This window comes from Mucilaginibacter sp. L3T2-6 (assembly GCF_030519355.1).
Classification (GTDB): domain Bacteria; phylum Bacteroidota; class Bacteroidia; order Sphingobacteriales; family Sphingobacteriaceae; genus Mucilaginibacter.
In genome coordinates, this window is the sequence record NZ_JAUMKC010000008.1 from 159480 (window position 1) to 183286 (window position 23807).

The following is a 23807-nucleotide window of genomic DNA, read 5'->3' on the forward strand; positions in this document are numbered from 1 at the left end:
AGCTGATTAAAAAATTGCCTGTTTTGGTTGATTTATAATAGCGGCCTGGTTCCATATTGCAGGTGCGCGTGCTGCATTATAGTTAAGGCGGTATTTTTAAAATTCGTAATCCCTACTTCATCTAATCCCTGATTTTAGCCCCTGGACTAAAGACTAAATGTTAACGCTTACTCCTGCGCACCGGCGAGGCTCTTGGCACTACGGTGCAGTCTTTCTATTTCGGCCTGGGCACGGTCCTTCTCCGCCTGTTGCCTGTCCTTTTCTGCCTGCACACGGTCAAGTTGAGCCTGATGGCGGTCTTTTTCGGCCTGTATCCTATCCCGTTCGGCTTGCTGTCTGTCAAGTTCGGCCTGCTGCCTGTCCTTTTCTGCCTGCGCCCGGTCGCGCACGCTTTGCTGCCTGTCAAGATCTGCTTGCATCTTGCTACGTTCAGCCTGTACTACAGCTGCATCAAGCTGTTTACGCTGCTGTTCAGCTTCCGCCGTTAGATCATTATTTTGGAGCTTTGCAACATTTGTTAAAGCATTGGCTAGTTGTCGGCGGCTTAGTTGCAGGTTAACAACATCCTGTCTTTCTTTAAGCTTATCTGCCGTGATGTTGCTTAAAGCTTTGGGCCGAGCAATCAGTTTGTGTTGTTTTTTGCTGGTTTTTGCCTTACTCACCATTAATATAGCTGAAGGCTTCGTGGTCTTTACCGTCGCCGCCTCTTTCTTCACAGATACGACGGAATATTCCTTTATCCGGGCGACAGCCGCTGTCGTAACGACCATACCGAATAATAAAGCGCTAATAATAAAAAACACTTTTTCACTACGACCGAAAAGCCTATTATCATTGCTTAATATCCTTGTTACCCTGCGCATCAGGTAATTCTTTTTACCGGGGAAAGCTGTAGCATAACCGCCACCGTACAACTGGTGTTCTTTAAAGCTGATGAGAGCCTGTACAAAACCAATCTTGTCATTGGTTTGCTGAAGGGCTACATCGTCACAACAGTTTTCACGTTCTTCCTTCAATACAGTTGACACCCACAGCAAGCCTGGATTAAAGAAAAATATCGCCTCAGCTACATGCTGTAAAAAATTGATAAAATAATCATTGCGCTTTATATGCGCCAGTTCGTGCAGTAAAATTGCCTCAACCTGGGCGACTGGCAAACCAGACATTAAGCCCACGGGCATAAGAATAACCGGCTTTAAATGGCCTACAACCACAGGAACTTTAACATAACCAGATTGCAGCAGCTTTACTGTTTTAGAAATACCTAACTTTCCTGAAAATTCGGTCACCCTATCAATCCAAAACCTACCCGGTTCATACACCTGGTGGTTGCGGATACGCTGATTGTAAGCAAGGGATGATATCATCCTGATGCTTTTGAACAGAAAAATCATAAACCAACACATCATTATTAAAGGTGCATTAGCCGAAAAATAGCTGGTAAAGGAGTTAATAAACTGCTTTGCCGTATGAACATCAAAAAATAAAGATTGAGTTTGGGCATCGGCGCCCGGTGCTGTTGCGTTGACTGTGCTGGCTGAAGTGCTTTGCAGCTCATAAATGAAAGTTAAGCCACTGCCTAAAATAAACAACAGGAACAATAACAGCATAAGGTTATACCTGTATACCGCACTTGATTTTTTTGCAAGTATCAGAACCGCGCCCGCAACTATCGCCAAAAATAAGCCCTGCCAAAGTGAATGAATAAGCATCCAGCTGAAAGCGGTTATTACGTTGCTAAGTGCGCTGTTTATTGAAACCAGGTGCATCATGTGCCTATTTTTTATCCAATTTGTTCAGCATTTCCTTTATCTTCTGCAATTCGGCCGCAGATGTTTTATCATTATCTAAAAGTGCCATCATCAAATCGCTTGGCGAACCATTGTACATCGAATCGACAAAACGGCCGAGCAGGTTGCCTTTAACTGTTTGCTCGGCAACGGCAGGGCTGTAAACGTGCTTCATATTGGTTTCATCGCGGTTCAGCATCCCTTTCTCCTTCATCACCTGCATCAGCTTCAACGTGGATGTATATTGTACAATTTCCTTTTGCTCATTCAGCTTATCGTGTACAAAACGTACGGTCGACGGACCATACTGCCAAAGCACCTGCAGCACATCCATTTCGGTTTTTGTCGGTACTGTTTCTGCCTTCATATCCTTTTTAAATAACATAACAAACCAAAGGTATGTATTAAAAACGTACGTTGCAAGTATTATGTTAAATTTCTAATCTTTTTTAACAAGACTTAAAATTGGGGTGTTATGTTGCACACCTGTTAAATATCACGCAGAGTGATTAGGGCACACACAGTGGGCGATACAAAGCCGAAAAAAAAGCGCGCTGTTCTATGTAGCATTTACAGAACAACGCGCTTAAAATTTTATATTAATCAGGGAAAGGGGATTATGCTATGTGCATCTGCCCTGCCACAAGTTCGCGGCAGGCGCTCAAACATTCAGCCCGGATAACTGCCGGAAGATCATCATTTTTAAACTTAAAAGCGGCAATGCCTCCTTCAAAATGGTATTGAATATGATGCTGAAGCCTGTCATGATTTGCGAAGTTGTTTTTTCCGCCGCGACGGTAAAACCATGCCGAATAAATATGCTCGATTTCATCAAGCTTAGCGTTAAACTTTTCGATCATCTTTATGCAGGCATGGGCTTCGTCGCCAATGTATAGTATATTGCTAAAGGATGTCCAGTTTGTTAGGGCCACACTGTTCATATCATCAATAATTTATGCCAAAGTAGGCCGCAATTATGAAAATGTCATGAAACGGGCGAATCAATTCTTATTAAATGATGTTGAAATGATAATTAAGTCGTCAGATAAATCAGGAGCCAGAACTTGAAATCGCAGTCCGTTGCTTTTTGCTGCCCGGCCCTTGATTCTTACTTTTTATCGCTACTTGTTTCCGGCTGGTAGTGTAACCCAGGCGTAAGCCAGTGTAACAGTATTATTCGGGAATACCTGAAATTGAAGGGAGATAAAATTACGCCAACGGTTAATATAATACCTACGTACAGCCATGGGTTACTGCTGCCGGTTAAGGTACGGATAGCAACAGCCATACTAACCATTTCTGCTACGAACATGGCGTAGCTCACCAGCATAGCCACATAAAAATAGCCCGGTTCCCGCTCAAAAACCATTCCGCAATGCGGACACGTTTTGTTCATTACCTGCGAACCGAAATGATACATCGGTGTGGCGAACATATTACCCCGGCGGCACCGGGGGCATTTTCCGTGAACTATAGCTGGCCATGCAGCCAGCCTTATTTCCTGATTATTCATGATGATTTTGTGTTAAGATATTTTTTCTGAATTCCTCCGGCGTCAAGCCTTCGGTCTTCTTAAAAAACTTGGTAAAATAAGAGTTGTCGCTAAAATTGAGATCTGATGCTATTTCGGTTATAGTAAGCTGTGGGCTGGTTAGCAATCTTTTAATTTCCAGAACTACGCGATTTCTGATTAACTCGCCCGACTGCTGCCCAATAAGATCTTTACAAACGGCGTTTAAATGGTTTGGAGTAATATAAAGCAGCGCTGCGTAATCTTTTGGCAGTTTAAGGGTTTTATAATGAGTTTCTATCAGTTTACGGAAGTTTTTTAACAATGTTTGATTGTATGATGCCGGCGCCTTGTTTATCCCGCCGCCGTTAAAACGGTTTACCTGTATAAACAATTGCAATATTAAAACCCGCATTAAATCGGTGGTTTGTGCGGGCGAAGTCTCCCATTCCTTTATAATATCCTCAAAAAGAAACCTGACTTTCGCTGCCATTTTGCCCGGCAAATTGATCACTGCATCATTTGCGTCGCCGCTGAAAAATGAAAACTTCCCACAATAATTTGCATCCAGTAGAAACGATTGGAAAAATGATTCCGAAAAATTGATAATATAGCCATCTGTAAAACCCTCAAAAGCCCAGGAATGGACCTGACCGGGTATCATAAAATAAATCTGATCAGGCTTAACTTCAAAATTTTCAAAATCCACTGTATGATTACCGCCGCCCGCAGTAAAAAACACCACATGATAAAATGTATGGCGATGGGCAGCGTACAAGTTCTTGTGGTGCTCCAGGTAAGGGGCAAAGCGGCTTACCAGTATATCATCCTGCCTGAAATCAGACAGTGTGCAGATATCATAAACCGGTGTGCTTTGTAACATGGTACAAATTTATGCACAAAACCACCATTAATTATGGTACTATATTTTGTTTTAATGGTACTTTTTATGGATTGTGTTAATTGTTAACGTTGAGTACGCTAACCGCCGAGGCTGGCATCCGCATTATGAGAAATGAAACTCGATATTAGTACCGTCGCCTAGTGGCTGTTAACCAACGACCATTTATAAATAACGTCCTCCAGGCGGTCAATAGTAAATGGCTTGCTGATGAAATCGCACATCCCTGCGGCGCGGCATTTTTCTTCGTCCTCACTTAATACATTTGCTGTCATCGCAATAATCGGCGGGCAAATATCCCGGTATTTTTTCAGCAAATATTCTGCAGCCTGCAGGCCATCCATCTCGGGCATTTGGATGTCCATAAATATAAGGTCGTAATTCTTCTCTTCGGCCATTTCTATCGCCATACGGCCGTTGTCGGCTATATCAATATCGTAGCCAATCTTTTTAAAGGTTTTTCCGGCGATCAATTGGTTCATCTTGTTATCTTCTGCCAATAAAATGCTCAACGGCCGGTGTTGGTGTTCTGCCGGTTTATCAGGCTGTTCAACAGTTTTTGCGGTTACGGTCGCCACCGGCAGGGGCAGGCTAAAACTAAATACCGAACCCTCATTTTCTTTACTTTCGGCCCAAATTTTGCCATTCATCAGCTCGACGAGCTTTTTACAAATTGAAAGACCAAGGCCGGTGCCGCCGTATTTGCGAAGAGCCGTAGTATTTACTTGTGTAAATGGTTTAAACAGTTGCGACAAGGCCTCCCCGCTGATACCGATGCCTGTATCTTTTACGCTAAAGGTTACTTGTTGCGTGTTGTCTTCCAGTTTCTTAGCCGAAACATTTAATATTACTGAACCCTCATCCGTAAATTTAATGGCATTACCTATCAGATTCACCAGTATCTGCTGCACACGGCCATCATCCATTTTCAGGTACTCAGCAAGGCCCTTATCTATATTATAATCAAGGCAGATGGCCTTACCGGGAACAGATATTGCAGGACGGCATATTTCAAGTACTGTTTTTATACTATTTCGGATATTTGTCACTTTGGGCTGGATGACCAATTTATCGGCTTCAATTTTTGAAAGATCGAGGATATCACTGATGATATTTATCAGCAGGTTACTACTAGATTGCAGCGTTTGCAGTAACTCCCGCTGCTCTGCATTGAGATTTGACAGCGACAGTAGCTGTGCTGTGCCGATTATACCATTAAGCGGGGTGCGGATCTCATGGCTCATGTTTGCCAGGAAGTTAGACTTGGCTATTGTTGCGTCCTCGGCCCTGTCTTTCGCCTGGGATAACGCCAGCTGCGACGAGAGGAGTTCTTCGCTCTTTGCGATTAATGAGTTCTTATCTTTTGCATGGCTCCGTTTCAAAAAGCTGACCAACAAACCAACCAACAGCACATTAATTATGGTTGATGTTATTATATCTGCTTCCTTTTCGGCTTTACCTGCCGGCAGGGCAACCCATTGCGGGTAATACTTCTCGAGCGTGTAGCACAGATAAAACACAGCTATCAATAACCCGATAAAATAGAAATGATACCGTCGGTTTAACAGCATAGTGATGAGGACGATCATAAAAATGCCCACCTCGGGTGTAGAACCTTCAATGCCGCCGTTGTAAAACCAACCAGGTATTAATAGCAAAATACCACCTGTTATATAGCCTATCGCCATATTTTCGGTGTAGCGAACGTATCTGCTCCGATAAAACGCATAAGCACACATCGCGCAAATAAAAACCTCAACAAGTATCAGGTTAATGGTAAAGCCAAGCAACAGGTTAGTGACAATCCCCGTCAGCATGTCCAAACACAGAAATAAACAGACAGAATTAAACAGCTTGTTTTCTAATGTTAAGGAAGGTTCGTCAAACCCAACAAATAGCTTTATCTTTTTAATCACCCTCATCAATATATCTATCAAATTATTTTAAGCGCCTTATTTGGCGTCGTTCACTTCTATCCAGAAACCGTCAGGATCCTGAAGATAGATCTGCCGCACGCCATCGGCCCTTAGTTGTATTTTCTTCGGTTCACGGGTCCAGTTGGTGTAAGATACGTTCATGCCGTCGAGATGCTTGATGAAAGCATCAAGATTAGGCACCGCAAAGCACAAGTGAATGCCGATATCATGAACGTTTGTTGAGCAATCACCTTGTATAATGTGCAAAGCCAGCCCCTCGCCTATCTTCAGCCATACATGTACGGTATCATTGAACGGATGATTTATTTGTTTAAGCTGCAGTACGTTACGATAGAAGTCGGCTGTTTTTTTGAGGTTTTTCGCGCACAGGGCAGCATGGTTAAAAACGGGCTGTCCATTATTGTTGGTGTTTTGCGCATTGCCTGATTCGGGCCTTGCTACTGCGAAGAGTAACGCCAGAACAATAGTTTTAATCAAGTTTCTGAGGGTTTGTGTAAACGAAAAATTCATATCCAGGTTATTTAAGGTACTAAACATAGAAAATAAATGTCGTTTATACATCACGGCTATTTAATTTATCCAGGCATCAGCAATTAACCCAGGAAGTGGTGGCAGGCCGGAATTACCAGGCCATTAACGGGCTCCGGTTAAAATCAATTGATGCAGATGTAATGGTATTATGGCGGTTCCAATCGTCCATGTCTATTAAGCCAGGCATGGTTTGGTAATGACTGTCGCTTTTTGAACATTTAACTACATAACCAATGTCCCCCACCTTGGCTATCACTGGCCGGGCCCCGCACTCTTTGCACAATTTGCAGTAAATTGTTCCCGGTATGTTTACATATCCCCTCATATCAGCTTATTACGAAACCTGCCAAAAGAAGTTGCTATATTTCTCGTTTTTCACCCGGTTTTTTGGAAAAATGATCTGTAGCCTATAAAAAAGGCGGATATTACTTTAATCAAGGGATACGCCGCTCTATTCCAGAATAGTAACTGAGCCTGACAACGGTTTTTTTCCGTCCTTTAAATCAAGTATATAATAGTAAGTCCCCGCGGGTAACCTGCGGCCGCGGGAGGTACCATCCCATGGCTTGCCGTAGCCTATGGACTTGTAAACCAGTGAACCGTAACGGCTGTAAATATTAAGCGAACACTCCGGATAATAGTCCAGCGCGGTTATATTCCAAAGGTCGTTTATGCCATCACCGTTGGGTGTAAATGTATTAGGAATGTTGATTACACACTGATTTACCGGATTAAAATGTACCACTATTTTGTTCGATGTGCTGGATGGAGTCACAAGGCACTTACCATCGCTCGTAACTACACAGGCAACTACATCGCCGTCGGCCAATGTTTTTGTGGTAAACGTGGCGCGGTTATTACCTACATTATTCCCGTTAACCTGCCATTGATAAGTAATGGCAATATCCGGCATCGACGATGCTGCTGTAAAACTAATTTCAGTACCCGCACAAACAGGCACTGTTAATGACGAGGTAATAGTTACTGAAGTTATAACCGGCGGATCCAGCACAAATACCGCTTCGTTAGATGTTGCTGTAGGGCTTACCGCACAAGCGCTGCTGGTTAGCACGCAAGTTATCTTATCGTTATTGGCCAAACTGTTTGTAGCAAAAACGGGGCTGTCACTCCCGGCAGGCAGGCCGTCAACCAGCCATTGAAAGTGCGGACTGTCCCCGCCGTTTACCGGCGTGGCTTTGTAGGTTACTGTATTTCCAGCACAATCATCCACGGTTAACGGGGTTATAGTGAGCGATGGCACAACTGCTGCGGCTATGGTTAGTGCCTGCTGAAAGGTAGACACTCCGTCAGACGCCGTGATTATCACCGTGCCGGCATTAACAATATGTACTTTATTATCAACAATTTCAGCCACACTTTCATCGCTGCTGGTATAGGTAATTGGCGAGTTACTGGTGGCGCCCGGATCGAAATCCTTATCGCAAAACATTTTCGGCGGTATAGGGCTAAAAGCTATGGTTTGTGTATTCACGACTTTTATATCCACGCTGGTCTTACTGCTGCCGTAAATATTATAGCCTATAACCGGATAATTCGTTAAAGGCGATAATACATTGGGCTTGCCGCTGATAATACCTGTAGAGTTACTGAATATCATTCCCGACGGGAGCGGTTTACCGATACGATAGCCCACTGTTATAGCAGTCCGTATTTCGTTATCGAATGAGTCGGCAATGTATAATTTTCTGTCCGCATCAAGCGCTAATCCCCGCGGACCATTAAAGCTGGCTGCGGTACCTGTATTGTTAAGGCCGTTTGATGTACCATCGCCCGCAAAAGTGATAACCTCCCCTGAAGGATCTATCATGCGAATAAGGTTCCCGGCGAAATCGGATATAAATAAATCGCCTATATCGTCTACAACTATTCCACTGGGCTTATTGAAGCTTGCCGAGAGTGCCGCACCATCCTGTCCTCCCGCCGAACCATTACCGGCGTAAGTGGTAACGTCACCTGCAGATGTAATTTTACGGATGAGGTTATTATCCATATCGGTTACATAAACATTGCCATTGGCATCTACCGCTAAATTTTCAGGATTATTAAATGCGGCATTAATGGTGCTGCCATTATTATTTCCCGGAGAACCGCTGCCTGCCAGTGTACTCACCTCTCCTAACGGGGATATTTTGCGGATCAGATTATTGCCGGAATCTGCTATATATAAATATCCCGCCGCATCCACCGCTATACCTGCGGGCATGTTAAAACTTGCCGCAATGCCTGTGCCGTTTGCGCGGCCGGCTACGCCGCTGCCGGCAAAGGTAGTGACAGTACCATCTGGTGTTATTTTACGTATCCTGTTATTGTATGAGTCGGCAACATATAGATCGCCCGATGCATTTATTGCGATGCTACTAGGTTTATAAAAGCTGGCGTTGACGCCTCTGCCATCTGAGAAAGTTCCTTGTCCGCTGCCGGCAAGTGTTGACGAAGCGCCCGCAGGGTCGACCTTCCTGATTACGTTATTCAGGTAATCCGCTACGTACATATTCCCCGACGCGTCCAAGGCTACGCCAACCGGCTGCCTGTACGTTGCCGATGTTGGTCCGCCTTCTTTATAACCTGGATTCCCGGAACCACTGTACGTAACTATTAAACCAAATTCTAACGCAGGGATTTCACTACCGGTTGATTTTGGTGGAAGCGGTATGATATCCTGGTTGACATAATAAGTTTGTGGACTATCGTATGCTATGTGCGGAGGCGTGCCGGGTGAGTTTTGAAGCCGCATAGAAACTTCAGAAGCAAAAGGACTTCTTCCCCCTGCATTATAAGCCGTCACAGCAGAAGGAGTTATATTTCGGGCTTGCGTCGGTGTCCCCGTTATCACACCGCTTTTTTTATCTAATGTTAATCCGGCAGCAAGCGCCTTATTTTGCTGAGACCTGTTTAAGCTAACCTTAATAATAGTAACCGGAGGGACAATGCTTTTCCGCATATGGGCGTCCCGGCCGGCATGCGCACAAAAGCCGGCGACTGCGCAAAATACAAAAGCCGCTACAAAAACAGCTACGGACCTGCTACCGCTCATATACTACCATTCACATACCGCAACAACAATAAAACATATTTAAGGAAACAATACGTTTACTGGATGCTACTGAACCTGATTACCAATAATTATTAAGGATATTATAAGTTTTTTGAATTGATATTTTAAAGATAGTGATTAACTTAAATACCAGAAAATATCACTCAAAACCGGCTCCCTTATATGCTGCACGGCGGCTATTTACCCGGCTTGGTTACCAGCACCCAATCCACCAAAACTTTAGCCTGCCCGGCTTTTATTTTATTCACAGTGGCTTCCGGGATTCCGAAATAAGGCTTCTCAACTTTGTTGACGCCATGGGGATAACCGCCGCCTAATGCAAAGTTAAGGATAAGAAACTTTGGGTTATCAAAAGCCCAACGGCCATATTTTTCAACCATTGCACGGGTAACAGTATAAGTAACTTTACCGTCCACTTTAAAAACAATGCTATCATGCGTCCAATCTACAGAATACTCATGCCACTTGGTAACATCTGTACCAGCCGGAAAGAAAGCCCGGTAAGTCAGCGGTGTGTTACCGAAATAGCCGGGGCCGTGAAGGGCATTGCTTGTCCAGCTTTTATCGCCTACGGTCTCCATAACGTCTATTTCGCCGCAATCGGGCCAGTTGCCGTTACCCAAGGCCCAAAACGCAGGCCACAAGCCTTCACCTGCTGCAATTTTCATGCGGGCCGTGGCCGTACCATAGGTAAATTGCATCTTATGTTGGGTGTTTATCCTGCCGGACAGAAAATCATATGTCTTTTTCTGTTTGCTCGTGTATCCTTTTTTATAAACCGGCCTGATTACCAGGGCGCCATGCCTTGCCCCTTCGGCTTTTGCATTTTTAAGCAGGTATAATGTCGCAGAAGAGTCCACATAAGCCTGCTGTTCGTCGTTAACGGTTGTGCCAGTAACTTCTACATTCCATTTGCTGCGATCGAGCGACTTTTCGTTAAAGTCATCGAAAAAAACGGTATCGGCTTTTTTCGATTGTCTTTTTTGAGCCGATGCCGAAAGCGTAAGGAGTACTGCTAAAGCTGTTAGATAGTATAATTTCATTTATTGGTTTTAGTTGGTTGTATAAAAATAGGATTTATCATATTAACTCAAAATTTGCAGTGTTAATTTTAAGATCAGCAAGTTCATTTTGCTTTCCGGCAATCAATTCCTTAATTTCAATCCAGTATTTCTTGCGCGTTACCCAAAATTCAGAATCTAAACTTAATACGCTTTTCAAAAGATCGCCCTCATATAAGTCGCCTTCAGCAAGCAGATTACCGCTTAATACTTCAATCGCAAGTGAGACCAAATAATCCAAACCTATACCCTGCGCTATCGTTATCCTTAAATCCTCCACAGAAAAGTCATTCAACACCTTTTTTCTTAACGTATAGCATCTCTTTACGAGCCGGCTTTCTCCACCGTTTAAGGCCGGCCATGCGTCGTTCTCCAACTGCTCTATCGTTTTATAGCGCCAGTTGTGTTCAAGTTTTATCTGATCAGTTTGCTTACTCATTATGCACTGCCGCCGGTTCTTCCAATTTAAGGCTTTCCGTATGAATAGCGTTCATTAACGTTTCAATAAGCTCTGGCGAAAGGCCTTCCGCTTTGCCATTTTCTTTGGCCTTATCAACAACCTGCTTAAACCTGGCGGGCTGCAAGGGGGCAATGTGGTTTTTGGCTTTATAAACACCAATTTCCCGAACAATACGCTGGCGCTCACCAATGGTTTTTATCATTTGCTTATCCAGCGAATCAATTTTAGTCCGCGCGGCATCAAAATCGGCTTTTGTATTGATGGGCCTGGTTTGGGCGTTTACGGTGCTTAAACTAATTAAACAAAACGCTGCCAGGAATATAGATTGATTGATATTCATAATGTTTATTTAGAACTAATCGCTAATTTGAGAATAAATATCGACTTAACGATGTCAAAGAAACGCGGCTCATTGTCATCTCTGCAGTTCTGCAAACAAACTAATTCCAGTTACAGTAAAGACCTGATGCTTCATGTCTGTCGGGAGATAAAACACACATATAAATCCTTGCCGGCTAATAATCAGCTACAACCTGTCAATTTATAGTTAATACCGGGCTTGTTGTCTTGCTATTTTTATCCAGTGGTAAAATATTTTATATTTCAACCGGCAAATCTTAATCCAGCAACTATGCTCAACAATTACAAGCGTTCATTTTTTAATAAATTAGTAAAACCGGCCCTACTTGGTTTAATCCTTTTAGCTTCGGCAAACAGCCTGTCTGCACAGACCACTTCGCCAAAATCGTCACTTTATGAGCAGGCCAGCGAGGTATCCGGCCTGATTATCCAGTACGGTCAGGATATCAACGCCATCCGCGATTTTTATTCGCCTTATACTTCTATCGATGGCTATAATAATCAATCGGTGCAAACTTCTCCCGAAGAACGCAAAAGACTGACAGATATCTGCAATGATTACCTGGAAAAACTGAAACAAACTGATTTTGACAACATGAGCATCTACGGCAAGGTAGACTACACATTGCTGAAAAAGCAAATTGTGTATGAGCTTGGCGCCATAAAGCTGGATGATGACGAATACAACAAAATTGCTGCCTACATTCCTTTTGCGGGTGAAATTTATCAACTGGAAAAAAAGCGCCGCCGCGGCATTACTGTAGATGGACAGGAAATTGCCTTGCAGCTGGCTAATATTTTAAAAGAGGTTAATACCTCAAAAACATCCTTCTCAGCTTTAAAATCGCTGGATATGCCGCTGGCGCGGAAGGGAAAAGCAGCTGTCCTTGGTTTGAAAAGCAGACTGAAAAGCTTTTACGATTTTTACGATGGCTACGACCCTAATTTTACCTGGTGGGTACCAAAGCCTTATAAATTACTCGATTCTGCTTTAAACGGCTATGCGGAGCTTATTATCAGCAAAGGTAAAATCAACACTACTCAAAAGCCCGACAGCAGCGGTATCCAGGGCGTTCCCATCGGGCATGACGAACTGGTGCGCCAGTTGAAAGCGGAAATGATTCCGTATACTCCCGAGGAATTAATAAAGCTCGCCAATAAGGAGTTTGCTTATTGCGATGCAGAAATGCTGAAAGCCAGCCAGGAGCTTGGTTTCGGCAATGACTGGCACAAGGCTTTGGAAAAAGTGAAGAACAGCTACGTTCCGGCAGGCCACCAGCCCGAAGCCATACTGAAGTTGTATAACGATGCCCTATCGTTCATTAAAGAACGAGATCTGATCACCATCCCGCCGCTTGCCGAGGAAACATGGGGCATGACGATGATGACGCCGAAACAGCAACTGGTTAATCCTTTCTTTTTAGGTGGCAGCGAGATTATTATTTCCTACCCTACCAATACCATGAACGAGGCCGACAAACTGATGAGCATGCGCGGTAATAATCCATATTTCAGCCGCGGCACGGTACAGCATGAGCTGATACCCGGCCACAACCTGCAATATTTTATGAACAGCCGCTACAAAAGCTACCGCGGCATGTTTTATACACCATTCTGGATAGAAGGATGGTCGCTTTATTGGGAATTGCTGCTTTACCAACAGGGTTTTGCTAAAACACCCGAGGAACGCATAGGCATGATGTTCTGGCGTATGCATCGTTGTGCACGCATTATATTCTCGCTCAATTATCACCTGGGCAACTGGACGCCTCAGCAATGCATCGACTTTTTAGTCGACAGAGTGGGCCATGAGCGCGCTAACGCCGAAGGCGAGGTGCGGCGTTCATTCCAGGGAGGCTACAGTCCGCTTTACCAGGTAGCCTACTTAACCGGCGGTCTGCAGCTGATGAGCCTGAAACATGAGCTGGTCGACGGCGGCAAGATGACCTATAAACAGTTCCATGATGCGATAATGAAGGAAAATACCATGCCTATCGAAATGGTTCGCGCTACGCTGACAAACCAGGCATTAACCCGCGACTTTACTACGCAATGGAAATTCTATGATTTTGGAAGTGAAAAGCAGGTGAAAGACAAAAAGTAAAAGCCTAAAGGTTTCAATTTGCGTTCCTTTTCTAAAAGGAACGCAAATTGAAAAATAACAAACTGACTTTCAGACCAATACACATTAGGGGTGTTCCGTTTTTCTGCGGAACACTCCGAACACCCTGTAACATACTCACTATCAGCCATTTTCTGATTAGTTAACACACAAGTCACTAAAAATCAGGTTATTTCATATTTAAGTATTTCCCGAAGGGAAAATTAGTATTAAAAACCTTCTCTTCAGTTTCTCTTTAAATCTCCGGAATGACCATTCCCAGCAACTGTTCTCTCTGCTCTCAAACATTTTACCTTTCAAATCCTCCTGGTTTAAAATCTTAAAAATAAAAGCAGCATATTTGGCATAACAGATATGCTGCTTTTATTTTCAATTACCTGGGGAACGGTTTCGGGATGGTGGACGCCAGCCTGCCTGTTATTGGGCACGCTGTATGCCTGGCTCTTATACCGGCAACCGGTTGGCCTTTCTGATAAATTCAGGTATCTTTTATTTGCCGGTCGCGCAGCTGTAGTAACCATTATCGCTTTGTTGCTGGTGTCGCCATTAATAAAATCGGTAAGCTATAACCCGCAAATGCCACTGGTATTGGTATTGCAGGATAATTCAGAATCGATAAAGCTGTTTAAAACGCCGGGTGAAACTACACCGGAAGGAAATTGGGCAGACGGCCTTGGCAAGCTGAAGCAACAATTAGGCGACCAATACAATGTGCAGGAATTTCATTTTGACAAAGACCTGGCTGCCGGTTTAAGCAAAACCTTTAACGGCAAACAGACTAATATGTCGCAGGCGCTGCACCAACTGAATGACCGCTTCGTTAACCAGAACATCGGTGCATTGGTAATAGCTTCCGATGGTTTGTACAACCAGGGCAGCGACCCACAATACGAAGCCAAAAACTTTAAAAACAGCATTTACACTATCGCTTTGGGTGATACCGTTGCCAAACGCGACCTGCTCATCGCTAATATCAACTATAACAAAACCGCTTTTTTAGGCAATGACTTTGAAGTTGAAGTTTTAACGGAAGCATATCAAAGTGAAGGCGAAAACCTCAGCCTGATTGTAACGGAAGATGGCAATAAAGTTAACCAACAAACTATCCCCGTAACTTCAAATAATTTCCAAAAACAGGTTACCATTAAGCTGAATGCCGGTAAAAAAGGCCTGCGCAAATACAACATCAGCATAGTGCCGGTTAAAAATGAAATATCGGCCCAAAATAACTCGGAAACTATTTACGTAGATGTGCTGGATGCCAAACAAAAGATTTTACTGTTGTACGAAGCGCCGCACCCTGATATAAGCGTCATCAAGCAATCCATCGAAGCCAATAAAAATTATGAGGTTAAGGCGAGTTTGGTATCAGACATAGGTGATGCTAACTCAGCCGGTTACAATCTGGTTATACTTTACCAGCTCACTACCGCCAGTAACGGCGCAATCCAAAACGTAGTGAAAAGCAAGGTACCGTTATGGTATTTTATTGGAGGCCAAACCGGACTGGGAAATTTTAACAATCAGCAAAAGGTAAACCGCATCAGCTCGAACCGGCTGGAACTGCAGGAAGTATTTGCACAACCAACGACCGACTTTACCGCCTTCACTTTATCAGACTCATCACGAAAAAAAATAAATGGCATGCCGCCGTTAATGGCGCCGTATGGCAGCTACTCAGTTCCGCAACCGGGTAACGTATTGCTGAAACAGCGGATTGGTACCGTGACTACCCCATTTCCGTTATTGTCATTTGCCGATGATGCTGGCCGACGCATTGGTGTGTTAACCGGTGAGGGTTTATGGCGCTGGCAACTAGCCGAATATCAGGTCTACAACAACCATCATACGCTCGAAGAAATTTTTGGTCAGGGCGTGCAATACCTCACCGCCAATGCCAACCGGCAGCGGTTTATAGTGTACACTGCCAAACATGTATTTGACGAGGGTGAGAACGTACTGATTAATGCCGAACTTTATAACGATGCCCTGGAATTAATAAATTCCCCCGATGTTCACATCGAGTTAAAAAACCAGGCTGGCAAAAACTACAGTTTCCTTTTCAGCCGTAATGAGAAAAGCTACCAGCTGGATGCCGGCCCACTACCCATAGGCGAATACAGCTATACCGCTACCACAAAAAATGGCGACAGGCAGTTTACTGCCACCGGGCAGCTCACCGTTAAACCGCTGAACCTTGAATCCCGCCAGAGTGCTGCCAATCACCGTCTGCTAAATACCATCGCCAAACAAAGCGGGGGCCAAATGCTGCAGCCATCCCAGGTAAACCAGCTGGCAAGCCTTATCCGCAAAAATGAGAATATCAAAACGGTGGTTTATGAAGATAAGCGCTATCACGATGTTATCGACGTAAAGTGGATATTTATGCTGATATTGGCCTTACTTGGTCTCGAATGGTTTTTAAGAAAACGGGAAGGAGAAGTTTAATGGTCAATATCTCTGCAATCATCGAAATTTCAGGAACGGTGGCCTTTGCTATTTCCGGCGCTTTTTCAGCCATGCAAAAGCGGTTGGATGTTTTCGGAGTATTGATTATGGGCTTTGTTACGGCCATAGGCGGCGGGACAATAAGGGATGTACTGATTGGCGATACGCCGGTAGCCTGGATGCGCGACTTTCAAACGCCGCTGATTATACTTGGTACCGTTGTCGCTACCATTCTCTTTAAAAAATATATCAAACCCTTAAAGGTTACTTTGTTTTTGTTTGATGCCCTGGGGTTAGGTTTGTTTACTGTTATTGGTATACAAAAAGGCATAAACGTAGGCTTAAATCCGGGGATTTGTGTAGCCCTGGGAACTATTACCGGATGCTTTGGCGGCGTAGTGCGCGATATATTACTGAATGAGATACCCTTATTGTTTCATAAAAAGGAAATTTATGCTACTGCCTGCATTATAGGCGGCGCAATTTATTTTCTACTACTCGAAATTTTAGATGCTAATGTTGTAAAGGTAATTGCCGTGACGCTGATTTGCGGCATCCGGATCATCTCGGTTAAACGCAACTGGAGCCTGCCACAGATAGACGCCTGAAACCTGTTAACCGCATCAACTAATTTCTTCGGATAATTTTAACTTCCCCCATTATTGTGATAAATTACAGGCAGATTTCATATCACAATTGATGGCTGATACTACCGGTACCGATAACCATAAACTTTTAGGGCTCGACCACCTCCGTGCGTTCGCTATTGTATATGTAGTCTGTTTTCATTATAAATTTTTCGGTCATCCGGATTGGGAAGTGGCGCCTGGCAGCTTTGGTTGGACGGGTGTAGATCTGTTTTTTGTATTAAGCGGATTTTTAATTTCAGGTCGGCTGTTTGCCACCATTGCCAAAGAAAAAACGTTGCAGCTCAGGGAATTCTTTATCAAGCGCTTTTTCAGGATTATCCCTCCCTATCTTCTGGTGTTAATTTTATATTTCAGTTTCCCTGTTTTAACAGAATGGGGCCACCTTTCGCCGGCGTGGAAATATCTTACATTTACGCTAAACTTTGGCCTTGACCTCCGGAAATACAGTGCTTTCAGCCATGCCTGGTCGCTTTGCGTTGAAGAGCAGTTTTATCTGATGTTGCCTTTATGCCTCTGGTTGTTTATCCGCTTTAAAGCTTTCAATAAAGCCTGGATACTTATCATTTTATTATTTGCCACGGGGTTCGTAGTTCGCCTGCTTTGCTGGCACTATCAGGTAGCGCCCCGCATGGGCGATGAAAACCTTCGTCCGCTATGGAATAAGTATGTATACTATCCCACCTATAACCGGCTCGATGGCCTGCTGGTTGGCGTAAGCATAGTCGGATTATTTACCTTTTACCCAAAAGTAAAGCAATGGGCCAACCGGAACACCGCTTTATTAATGCTTACCGGCATCGGTACGCTTACCGGCGCATATTTTGTTTGCATACCCAAAGAAGGTTATTATGCTACGTTATATGGCTTTACCCTGGTATCTCTGGGCTATGGTTTTATAGTTGCCGCCGCCGTATGCCCCGGCAGTTTCCTTTATCGCTTCAAATCAAAAACAACAAAGATTATTGCCAGCCTATCTTATTCCATTTACCTGGTACATAAAATCGTCATCCACATAACACAGGTATTACTCGAAAAAACAGGCATGGATAAAAACAGCGGCATGATGATGATTTGTTGTTTTGCGACAACGGTTCTTGCTGCCCTGCTAATGCGGTATCTGGTGGAAAAGCCGGCCTTGCGCTTACGGAATAAGATCTTGCAGAATATAAACAACACAAAATCAATTCAGGCGCCGGTATCGGTATTAAGCGAAAATTAAAAGGTAACGGCTTGTCAACATAATGCCGCATCGCTTCATAAAACAGCCCCGGAAAGCTATTTTTCCGGGGCTGCAACCAGTTTTTTATTTATTATTCAAGCATCCGAAGATCAATTCTTCATCAAATTGATAAAATCGTCGAACAAATATCTGCTGTCGTGCGGACCAGGTGATGATTCCGGGTGATATTGTACAGAGAATGCTTTTTTACCTTTTACCCTGATGCCCTCTATAGATTGGTCGTTAAGATTAACGTGGGTAATTTCTACTTTATCAGAAGCACGAACTGCCTCAGGCACCACACCAAAACCGTGGTTTTGCGAAGTTACCTCGCAGTGATCGATGATAATGTTTTTTACCGGGTGGTTTAATCCGCGGTGTCCATTAAACATTTTAATGGTTGGGATATCATTAGCTAATGCCAGCAACTGGTGGCCGAGGCAAATACCAAACATTGGCTTTTCTGATGCTAATACTTTCTTTACAGTTTCCACTGCATAGGGCATAGCGGCAGGATCGCCGGGACCGTTGGAGATGAAATATCCGGTTGGAGCAAAGTCCTTTTCCATTTCTTCGAAAGTTGTCTTTGCCGGAAATACCTTTGCATAAACATCTCGGTCATCAAAGTTACGAAGGATGTTTTTCTTTACACCAAGGTCGAGCACCGCTACACGATACGCAGCATTTTCATCTCCGAAGGTATAAGTTTCGGTGGTTGATACTTTCGACGAAAGCTCAAGGCCATCCATTGAAGGCACTTCATCCAGTCTTGCTTTCAACTCTTCCAAATCCAGGATTTCTGAAGAGATAATGGCATTCATGGCGCCTTTGTCACGAATGTGGCGTACCAGCTGACGTGTATCAATATCAGAAATACCGACGATATTTTCTTCCTGGAAATAATCCTGTATCGACTCATCCGCCTGTTTGCGGCTATAGGCTATGTTGTAGTTTTTACAAACCAAACCTGCAATCTGTATCCTTTCAGACTCAACCTCGGCATTGGCAATGCCGTAGTTACCAATGTGTGCATTTGTTGTAACCATGATTTGCCCGAAGTACGAAGGGTCTGTAAAAATTTCCTGGTAACCGGTCATTCCGGTATTAAAGCAGATCTCTCCGGTGGTGGTTCCCATTTTTCCGGCAGCTTTTCCATGAAACACAGTTCCGTCAGCCAGTAATAATACCGCAGGTAATTTGGTGAAATAAGTCATTAGCTAAAATTTTTGAATGATTAAAAATCCGGTTTGCCTGGTGCAGCGCTCCGTGAAAACAGACTGAAATATTGAAGTAGGATACTTCTGGATTCACGCGTGCAAAGGTATGGAAAGATTTCGGATTTCGGAATTAGTATTTCAGATTTTTTGAACGCGGAAACTGCAAAAACTTGCATTCGTGTAATTCGAAATAATTAGTGAAATTCGTCCCATCAATATATTCCCTATGTCAATCCACAAAGAGGTTAAACGCATCACCACGCACATTTTGCAGGAAATGAAGAACCGCGGTGAAAAAATCAGCATGCTTACGGCTTACGACTATTCAATGGCATCCATTGTTGATGAAGCCGGCATCGACGTTATACTGGTGGGCGATTCGGCCTCAAACGTGATGGCCGGCCACGAAACTACTCTGCCCATCACTTTAGACCAGATGATCTACCATGCCTCATCGGTTGTGCGTGCCGCCAAACGCGCGCTGGTAATCGTCGATTTGCCATTCGGTTCGTACCAGGGTAATTCCAAAGAAGCGCTTAATTCGGCCATCCGCATTATGAAGGAATCCGGGGCGCATGGAATAAAGATAGAAGGCGGTATTGAGATAGCAGAGTCAGTCACCCGCATACTTACCGCAGGCATCCCGGTAATGGGGCACCTCGGACTAACGCCGCAGTCCATCTATAAATTCGGCACTTATACCGTAAGGGCCAAGCAGGAAGCCGAGGCACAGAAATTGCGTGAAGACGCCCTGAAGCTGCAGGAGCTGGGGTGTTTTTCAATAGTGCTCGAAAAAATCCCGGCAGCATTGGCCAAAGAAGTCAGCGAAAGTTTAAGCATTCCTACTATCGGTATTGGCGCGGGCAAGCATTGCGATGGCCAGGTTTTAGTGATACATGATATGTTGGGCATCAATAAAGGCTTTAGTCCACGCTTTTTAAGAAAATATGCCGACCTGCATACCGTAATGAACAATGCCATTGAGAACTTTGTTAAAGATGTAAAGGATAAAACGTTTCCGAACGATAAAGAAGAGTATTGAGACTGCAGTTCATAGTTAATGGACCACAGACCATAGTTAAAAATTGCAGCTACTATGGCCTATCGACTATGGACTATGGACAATTAAATCTGCCATGAACGCCAAAGCCAACATCAAATACGTCAACCTCGAAATAACTGACGCCGATATTCTCTATGAAGACAATCACCTGATTGCGGTTAACAAGCGCGCCGGTGACATTGTGCAGGTTGATGAAACGGGTGATGAATCGTTGGAGGACAAGGTAAAGAAATACATCGCAAAAAAATACAATAAGCCAAACGGCGCTTTTTTAGGTGTAGTGCACCGGCTTGACAGGCCTGTTAGCGGTGTAATACTGTTCGCCAAAACCAGCAAGGCCCTTGAGCGTATAAACGCAATGTTTAAAGGCCGCGAGATGCACAAAACTTATTATGCAGTAGTTCGCAACCGGCCGACCCCTTACGCCGGGAACCTGGTTCACTGGCTCGTAAAAAATCCGCAGAAAAACGTCACCAAGGCATATAATCAGGAAATAAACGGCGGCCTTCGTTCCGAACTTAGCTATAAAACGGTAGCCGAGCTTGGCGGTTATTATTTAGTTGAAGTCGACCCGGTTACCGGCCGTCCTCACCAGATAAGGGTCCAGCTTTCAACACTCGGCTGCCCAATAGTCGGTGACAATAAATATGGTTATCCGCGAGGCAGTCTCCGTAAGAGCATCTGCCTGCATGCCCGCAGGCTGGAATTTATGCACCCCATAAAAAAAGAACCGGTTGTAATCATTGCTCCTGTACCTAAGGATGGCTTCTGGGAACGGTTTGAGGGATTGATGGTTAGCGGGTAAATTGTTTTATCCCATGATCTTTTAGCACCCCACTAATATCTAAAAGGGAGTTGCCAAAGGCTCAGTAATTTTCTATCTTTTTTATGGCTTGAAATAAGTTACTTAAGCTAACTACAGGATATATTATAACGAAGAAAAAACATTTAAATCAGGCGGTTTAACAATTCGGAATAAAAACTCAATTGGGCGTGTGGCGAGGCAGAATTTATCCCTCTTCCAATATCAATCCGCCAATCTCTTTAAAGTGCTTATCTTTCGTAAAAAGTATTAAGTCGTGCTGCCTGGCAACTGCCGCAATCCAGATATCATTTTCAGGTATAGGTTTGCCTTTTGTAAGTAAATCAGCCTTTATTAAAGCATAGTTATCTGCTGTAATGCTATCAGCCAACAGTATATTACATTTGGTCAGGAAAGCACTTATCTGATCTATATGTTTTTTCGGGTTTAGTGACCTGTAGGCTCCCAGATAGAGCTCACCCAAAACAGCGAACGGGATATTCACAGTTTCAAGACCAACCAGCGTATTTGCCACTGAAAGATTACCTTTAAACAGTTCAATAACAATGCTTGTGTCTAAAAGCATGCTATTTCCAATCATCGGGATGAATGGTTTCACATGATGCAGAAATAATTTTTTCTATCTCGTCCGCCTCTTCTTTTGTCCAAATTCCTGAAAACGCTTTGATATCAAACTTTTTGGTATATTCCTTTCCTTTGCCGGAAATTTTTAAAAAATTCTCCAATGCAGATAAGACATTATCATTGTCGATTTTAAGAATTTCTTCTATGATATGAAGCTTTTTCGTTTCTGCGAACATAAGTTTGGTACTTCCCTTAGCTACAAATATACAAAACTTCTTTCATCAAGCCGTCAAAGCGCCTTTACTATTTCCCATATCCTTTCATCTACCCAAACGCCTTCTTTCAAACTTTTTTCCCTAGTTCGCAATGTATTTTCACCCGGGTAAGCAACAAAACCACCGTCTGCCGGCTGGCTAGTTTTAGTATATTCAATAACCTCTTCAATAGCCTGTTGGGCTGCTGTATTCAATTCAGGTCTTATGCAAATAAATACCTGGCAGTTGCTGGTTTCTTTTCCGCTTTTGGTGATCCTGGCCGTAGAATTTCCCTCGCTTAGCACAGTCGCCAGCAGATCCAGCATCATCGACAGCCCCGAGCCTTTCCAAAAACCAACCGGCAACAACCTTTTCGACTCCAATATTTCAGCAGGGTCCGTGCTAAGCGCACCGGAGGAATCATACCCGCCCGCTACAGGCAACTGCTCATTGTTATTTTTATACTGGTTCAGCTTTCCGACGGAATATTGAGAAATGGCCATATCCAGTACGATATGCCCTTCATTCCGGGGAACAGCAATAACCAGCGGATTGTTGCCCAAACGGGGCTCCGCACCGCCCCATGGCGGCAGGTTGGCTATGGTATTTGTAAAGCAAATGCCAATCATACCGGCTTCTGCCGCCTGCCAGCCATAAGTACCGGCCCGCATCCAATGGTTAGTATTCTTTAACGCTACGCAACCAATGCCGTGCTTCGCAGCCAGCTCAATGGCCCTGCCCATACAAAAACCGGCATTTAGCATACCCGGGCCTAAATTACCATCCCAGCGCTCCAGTGCGCCGAATCCGTTTTGCTTGGTTGGTTCTGCATCCGGCTTAACCAACCCCTCCTTTACAAAATCCACAAAAACCGGAAAACGGTTTAACCCGTGCGAATAAACGCCATCCCGGCTGCTTTCGGCAAAAATGGTGGCGCAGAGGCCGGCTTTCTCATCCGTAAAGTTTAAAGAGCGCAACACTCTTTTAAATTCGTCTCTGAGGGTTTCAAATGGAAGTCGCATGCCGGCAGATTAAGTTACATTTTCAGAATGCACCAAAACTAACAAACTTTTTCTTCCGGGTCTTTCATTTTTGTATGCCAGTCTCATTCTAATGTATAGTTCTAAATAATAAAAATTCGTTAAGTCTGTTTAATCCTTTAATTTATGGTCAAATCTTTGGTCTATTTTCTACCTTTGCTGTCATATTTTTCATGAAAAAAAGATATCCGTTACTGCTGATTATAATTGCTTTTGGCCTTATTGTTAACTCCTGTAAAAAGACGGGGCAAAACGCTATTGCCACCCTGTTTACCGGCGGCACCTGGAAACTGGCGTCTATAGAAACCAGGAACTACATCGGTAATCAGCAAACGTCGGATACGACCATCAACGACACCTGCTCGCAGTTTTTCACCTTCAAACCCGATAATTCCTGCACTTACACCAATTTCAGCTGCGTAAACCAGACAGCCAGCGGAAACTGGTCGCTTGCTAAAAATCAGCTGTACTTATATGCCAATATACCACTAAAAGCAATTGGGGATACTACCGTCAACCCATTTAACAACGCCCATATAAAAACGCTCGGGCAATACTCCATGGTGCTCGAGACAGGAGACATAGCACCTAATTATTCCCTAAGTCAGCCACGCACCATAGTGGTTTATGGTTTTGTGCGGCAAACTTCGGCGGGAGCACAGTAACCTGGTCAAAAAGCTACATTGCAGCAATAAATGGTCACAAGCTTTCCCCATTTTAATTAAAGGTTTTACCTGGCCCCTATCCTGTTTAATTAATAATTTAATAACAGCTCAATTTG

At 43.9% G+C, this 23807-nt stretch carries 22 protein-coding genes; 7 read left to right on the plus strand and 15 right to left on the minus strand.

Translation table 11 applies throughout. The features are described from left to right. Positions 1-167 precede the first annotated feature (167 nt). The 11 genes from Q3W13_RS11305 to Q3W13_RS11355 all read right to left on the minus strand — a co-directional run bounded on the left by Q3W13_RS11305 (position 168) and on the right by Q3W13_RS11355 (position 11606). A complete protein-coding gene (locus Q3W13_RS11305) occupies positions 168-1772 on the minus strand; it encodes a M56 family metallopeptidase (RefSeq protein ID WP_302863824.1) in 1605 nt (534 codons plus the stop codon). Between the two features lie 4 nt (positions 1773-1776). Then, a complete protein-coding gene (locus tag Q3W13_RS11310; protein WP_302863826.1) occupies positions 1777-2157 on the minus strand; it encodes a BlaI/MecI/CopY family transcriptional regulator in 381 nt (126 codons plus the stop codon). Between the two features lie 250 nt (positions 2158-2407). Further along, complete coding sequence (locus Q3W13_RS11315) at positions 2408-2731, minus strand: hypothetical protein (protein WP_302863828.1); 324 nt, start codon at positions 2729-2731, stop codon at positions 2408-2410. A 167-nt stretch (positions 2732-2898) separates the two neighbouring features. Then, positions 2899-3303 carry a DUF983 domain-containing protein gene (locus Q3W13_RS11320; RefSeq protein WP_302863831.1) on the minus strand — a complete coding sequence of 135 codons (405 nt, stop codon included), beginning with the start codon at positions 3301-3303 and terminating at the stop codon, positions 2899-2901. After that, positions 3296-4183, minus strand: coding sequence for a helix-turn-helix transcriptional regulator (locus Q3W13_RS11325; RefSeq protein WP_302863833.1), 888 nt, complete (start codon positions 4181-4183; stop codon positions 3296-3298). The genes Q3W13_RS11320 and Q3W13_RS11325 overlap by 8 nt, the downstream gene beginning before the upstream one ends. Before the next feature lie 158 nt (positions 4184-4341). Further along, positions 4342-6018: an ATP-binding protein gene (locus Q3W13_RS11330; protein ID WP_302863836.1), complete on the minus strand. Its 1677-nt coding sequence runs from the start codon at positions 6016-6018 to the stop codon at positions 4342-4344. Between the two features lie 135 nt (positions 6019-6153). Continuing rightward, a complete protein-coding gene (locus Q3W13_RS11335) occupies positions 6154-6675 on the minus strand; it encodes a VOC family protein (protein ID WP_302863838.1) in 522 nt (173 codons plus the stop codon). Between the two features lie 445 nt (positions 6676-7120). Further along, on the minus strand, positions 7121-9724 hold the full coding sequence (locus tag Q3W13_RS11340) for a gliding motility-associated C-terminal domain-containing protein (protein ID WP_302863841.1): 2604 nt from the start codon (positions 9722-9724) through the stop codon (positions 7121-7123). Between the two features lie 197 nt (positions 9725-9921). Continuing rightward, a complete protein-coding gene (locus tag Q3W13_RS11345) occupies positions 9922-10788 on the minus strand; it encodes a glycoside hydrolase family 16 protein (protein WP_302863844.1) in 867 nt (288 codons plus the stop codon). Between the two features lie 37 nt (positions 10789-10825). Further along, the gene (locus Q3W13_RS11350; protein WP_302863846.1) at positions 10826-11245 is read right to left on the minus strand and encodes a contact-dependent growth inhibition system immunity protein; all 420 of its coding nucleotides are present in this window, start codon (positions 11243-11245) and stop codon (positions 10826-10828) included. Continuing rightward, positions 11238-11606 carry a chorismate mutase gene (locus tag Q3W13_RS11355; RefSeq protein ID WP_302863847.1) on the minus strand — a complete coding sequence of 123 codons (369 nt, stop codon included), beginning with the start codon at positions 11604-11606 and terminating at the stop codon, positions 11238-11240. The genes Q3W13_RS11350 and Q3W13_RS11355 overlap by 8 nt, the downstream gene beginning before the upstream one ends. 291 nt (positions 11607-11897) lie before the next feature. On the opposite strand from Q3W13_RS11355, the gene Q3W13_RS11360 reads away from it, so the two are divergent. The 4 genes from Q3W13_RS11360 to Q3W13_RS11375 all read left to right on the plus strand — a co-directional run bounded on the left by Q3W13_RS11360 (position 11898) and on the right by Q3W13_RS11375 (position 18065). After that, the gene (locus Q3W13_RS11360; RefSeq protein ID WP_302863848.1) at positions 11898-13730 is read left to right on the plus strand and encodes a DUF885 family protein; all 1833 of its coding nucleotides are present in this window, start codon (positions 11898-11900) and stop codon (positions 13728-13730) included. A gap of 372 nt (positions 13731-14102) precedes the next feature. Beyond that, on the plus strand, positions 14103-16196 hold the full coding sequence (locus tag Q3W13_RS11365) for a hypothetical protein (RefSeq protein WP_302863849.1): 2094 nt from the start codon (positions 14103-14105) through the stop codon (positions 16194-16196). After that, positions 16163-16804 (plus strand): trimeric intracellular cation channel family protein, encoded by a 642-nt coding sequence (locus Q3W13_RS11370; protein WP_302863853.1) that lies wholly within the window; start codon positions 16163-16165, stop codon positions 16802-16804. The genes Q3W13_RS11365 and Q3W13_RS11370 overlap by 34 nt, the downstream gene beginning before the upstream one ends. Positions 16805-16895: 91 nt before the next feature. Beyond that, the gene (locus Q3W13_RS11375) at positions 16896-18065 is read left to right on the plus strand and encodes an acyltransferase (RefSeq protein ID WP_302863856.1); all 1170 of its coding nucleotides are present in this window, start codon (positions 16896-16898) and stop codon (positions 18063-18065) included. A gap of 110 nt (positions 18066-18175) precedes the next feature. Here the strand turns inward: Q3W13_RS11375 and carA are convergent, their stop codons facing one another. Continuing rightward, positions 18176-19279: a glutamine-hydrolyzing carbamoyl-phosphate synthase small subunit gene (gene carA, locus Q3W13_RS11380; RefSeq protein ID WP_302863858.1), complete on the minus strand. Its 1104-nt coding sequence runs from the start codon at positions 19277-19279 to the stop codon at positions 18176-18178. Between the two features lie 229 nt (positions 19280-19508). Between carA and panB the strand changes: the two genes are divergently transcribed. Both panB and Q3W13_RS11390 read left to right on the plus strand, forming a co-directional pair. Then, positions 19509-20324: a 3-methyl-2-oxobutanoate hydroxymethyltransferase gene (gene panB, locus Q3W13_RS11385; RefSeq protein WP_302863859.1), complete on the plus strand. Its 816-nt coding sequence runs from the start codon at positions 19509-19511 to the stop codon at positions 20322-20324. 94 nt (positions 20325-20418) lie between these two features. Beyond that, positions 20419-21150: an RluA family pseudouridine synthase gene (locus tag Q3W13_RS11390; RefSeq protein WP_302863932.1), complete on the plus strand. Its 732-nt coding sequence runs from the start codon at positions 20419-20421 to the stop codon at positions 21148-21150. Between the two features lie 205 nt (positions 21151-21355). Here Q3W13_RS11390 and Q3W13_RS11395 read toward each other — a convergent pair whose 3' ends face one another. The 3 genes from Q3W13_RS11395 to yiaK are packed head-to-tail and all read right to left on the minus strand — an operon-like array spanning position 21356 to position 23008. Next, a complete protein-coding gene (locus Q3W13_RS11395) occupies positions 21356-21733 on the minus strand; it encodes a type II toxin-antitoxin system VapC family toxin (protein WP_302863861.1) in 378 nt (125 codons plus the stop codon). 1 nt (position 21734) lies between these two features. Next, the gene (locus tag Q3W13_RS11400) at positions 21735-21968 is read right to left on the minus strand and encodes a hypothetical protein (RefSeq protein ID WP_302863863.1); all 234 of its coding nucleotides are present in this window, start codon (positions 21966-21968) and stop codon (positions 21735-21737) included. A gap of 53 nt (positions 21969-22021) precedes the next feature. Next, positions 22022-23008, minus strand: coding sequence for a 3-dehydro-L-gulonate 2-dehydrogenase (gene yiaK / locus Q3W13_RS11405; RefSeq protein WP_302863866.1), 987 nt, complete (start codon positions 23006-23008; stop codon positions 22022-22024). A 191-nt stretch (positions 23009-23199) separates the two neighbouring features. On the opposite strand from yiaK, the gene Q3W13_RS11410 reads away from it, so the two are divergent. After that, complete coding sequence (locus Q3W13_RS11410) at positions 23200-23691, plus strand: lipocalin family protein (protein WP_302863867.1); 492 nt, start codon at positions 23200-23202, stop codon at positions 23689-23691. Positions 23692-23807: the final 116 nt, after the last annotated feature.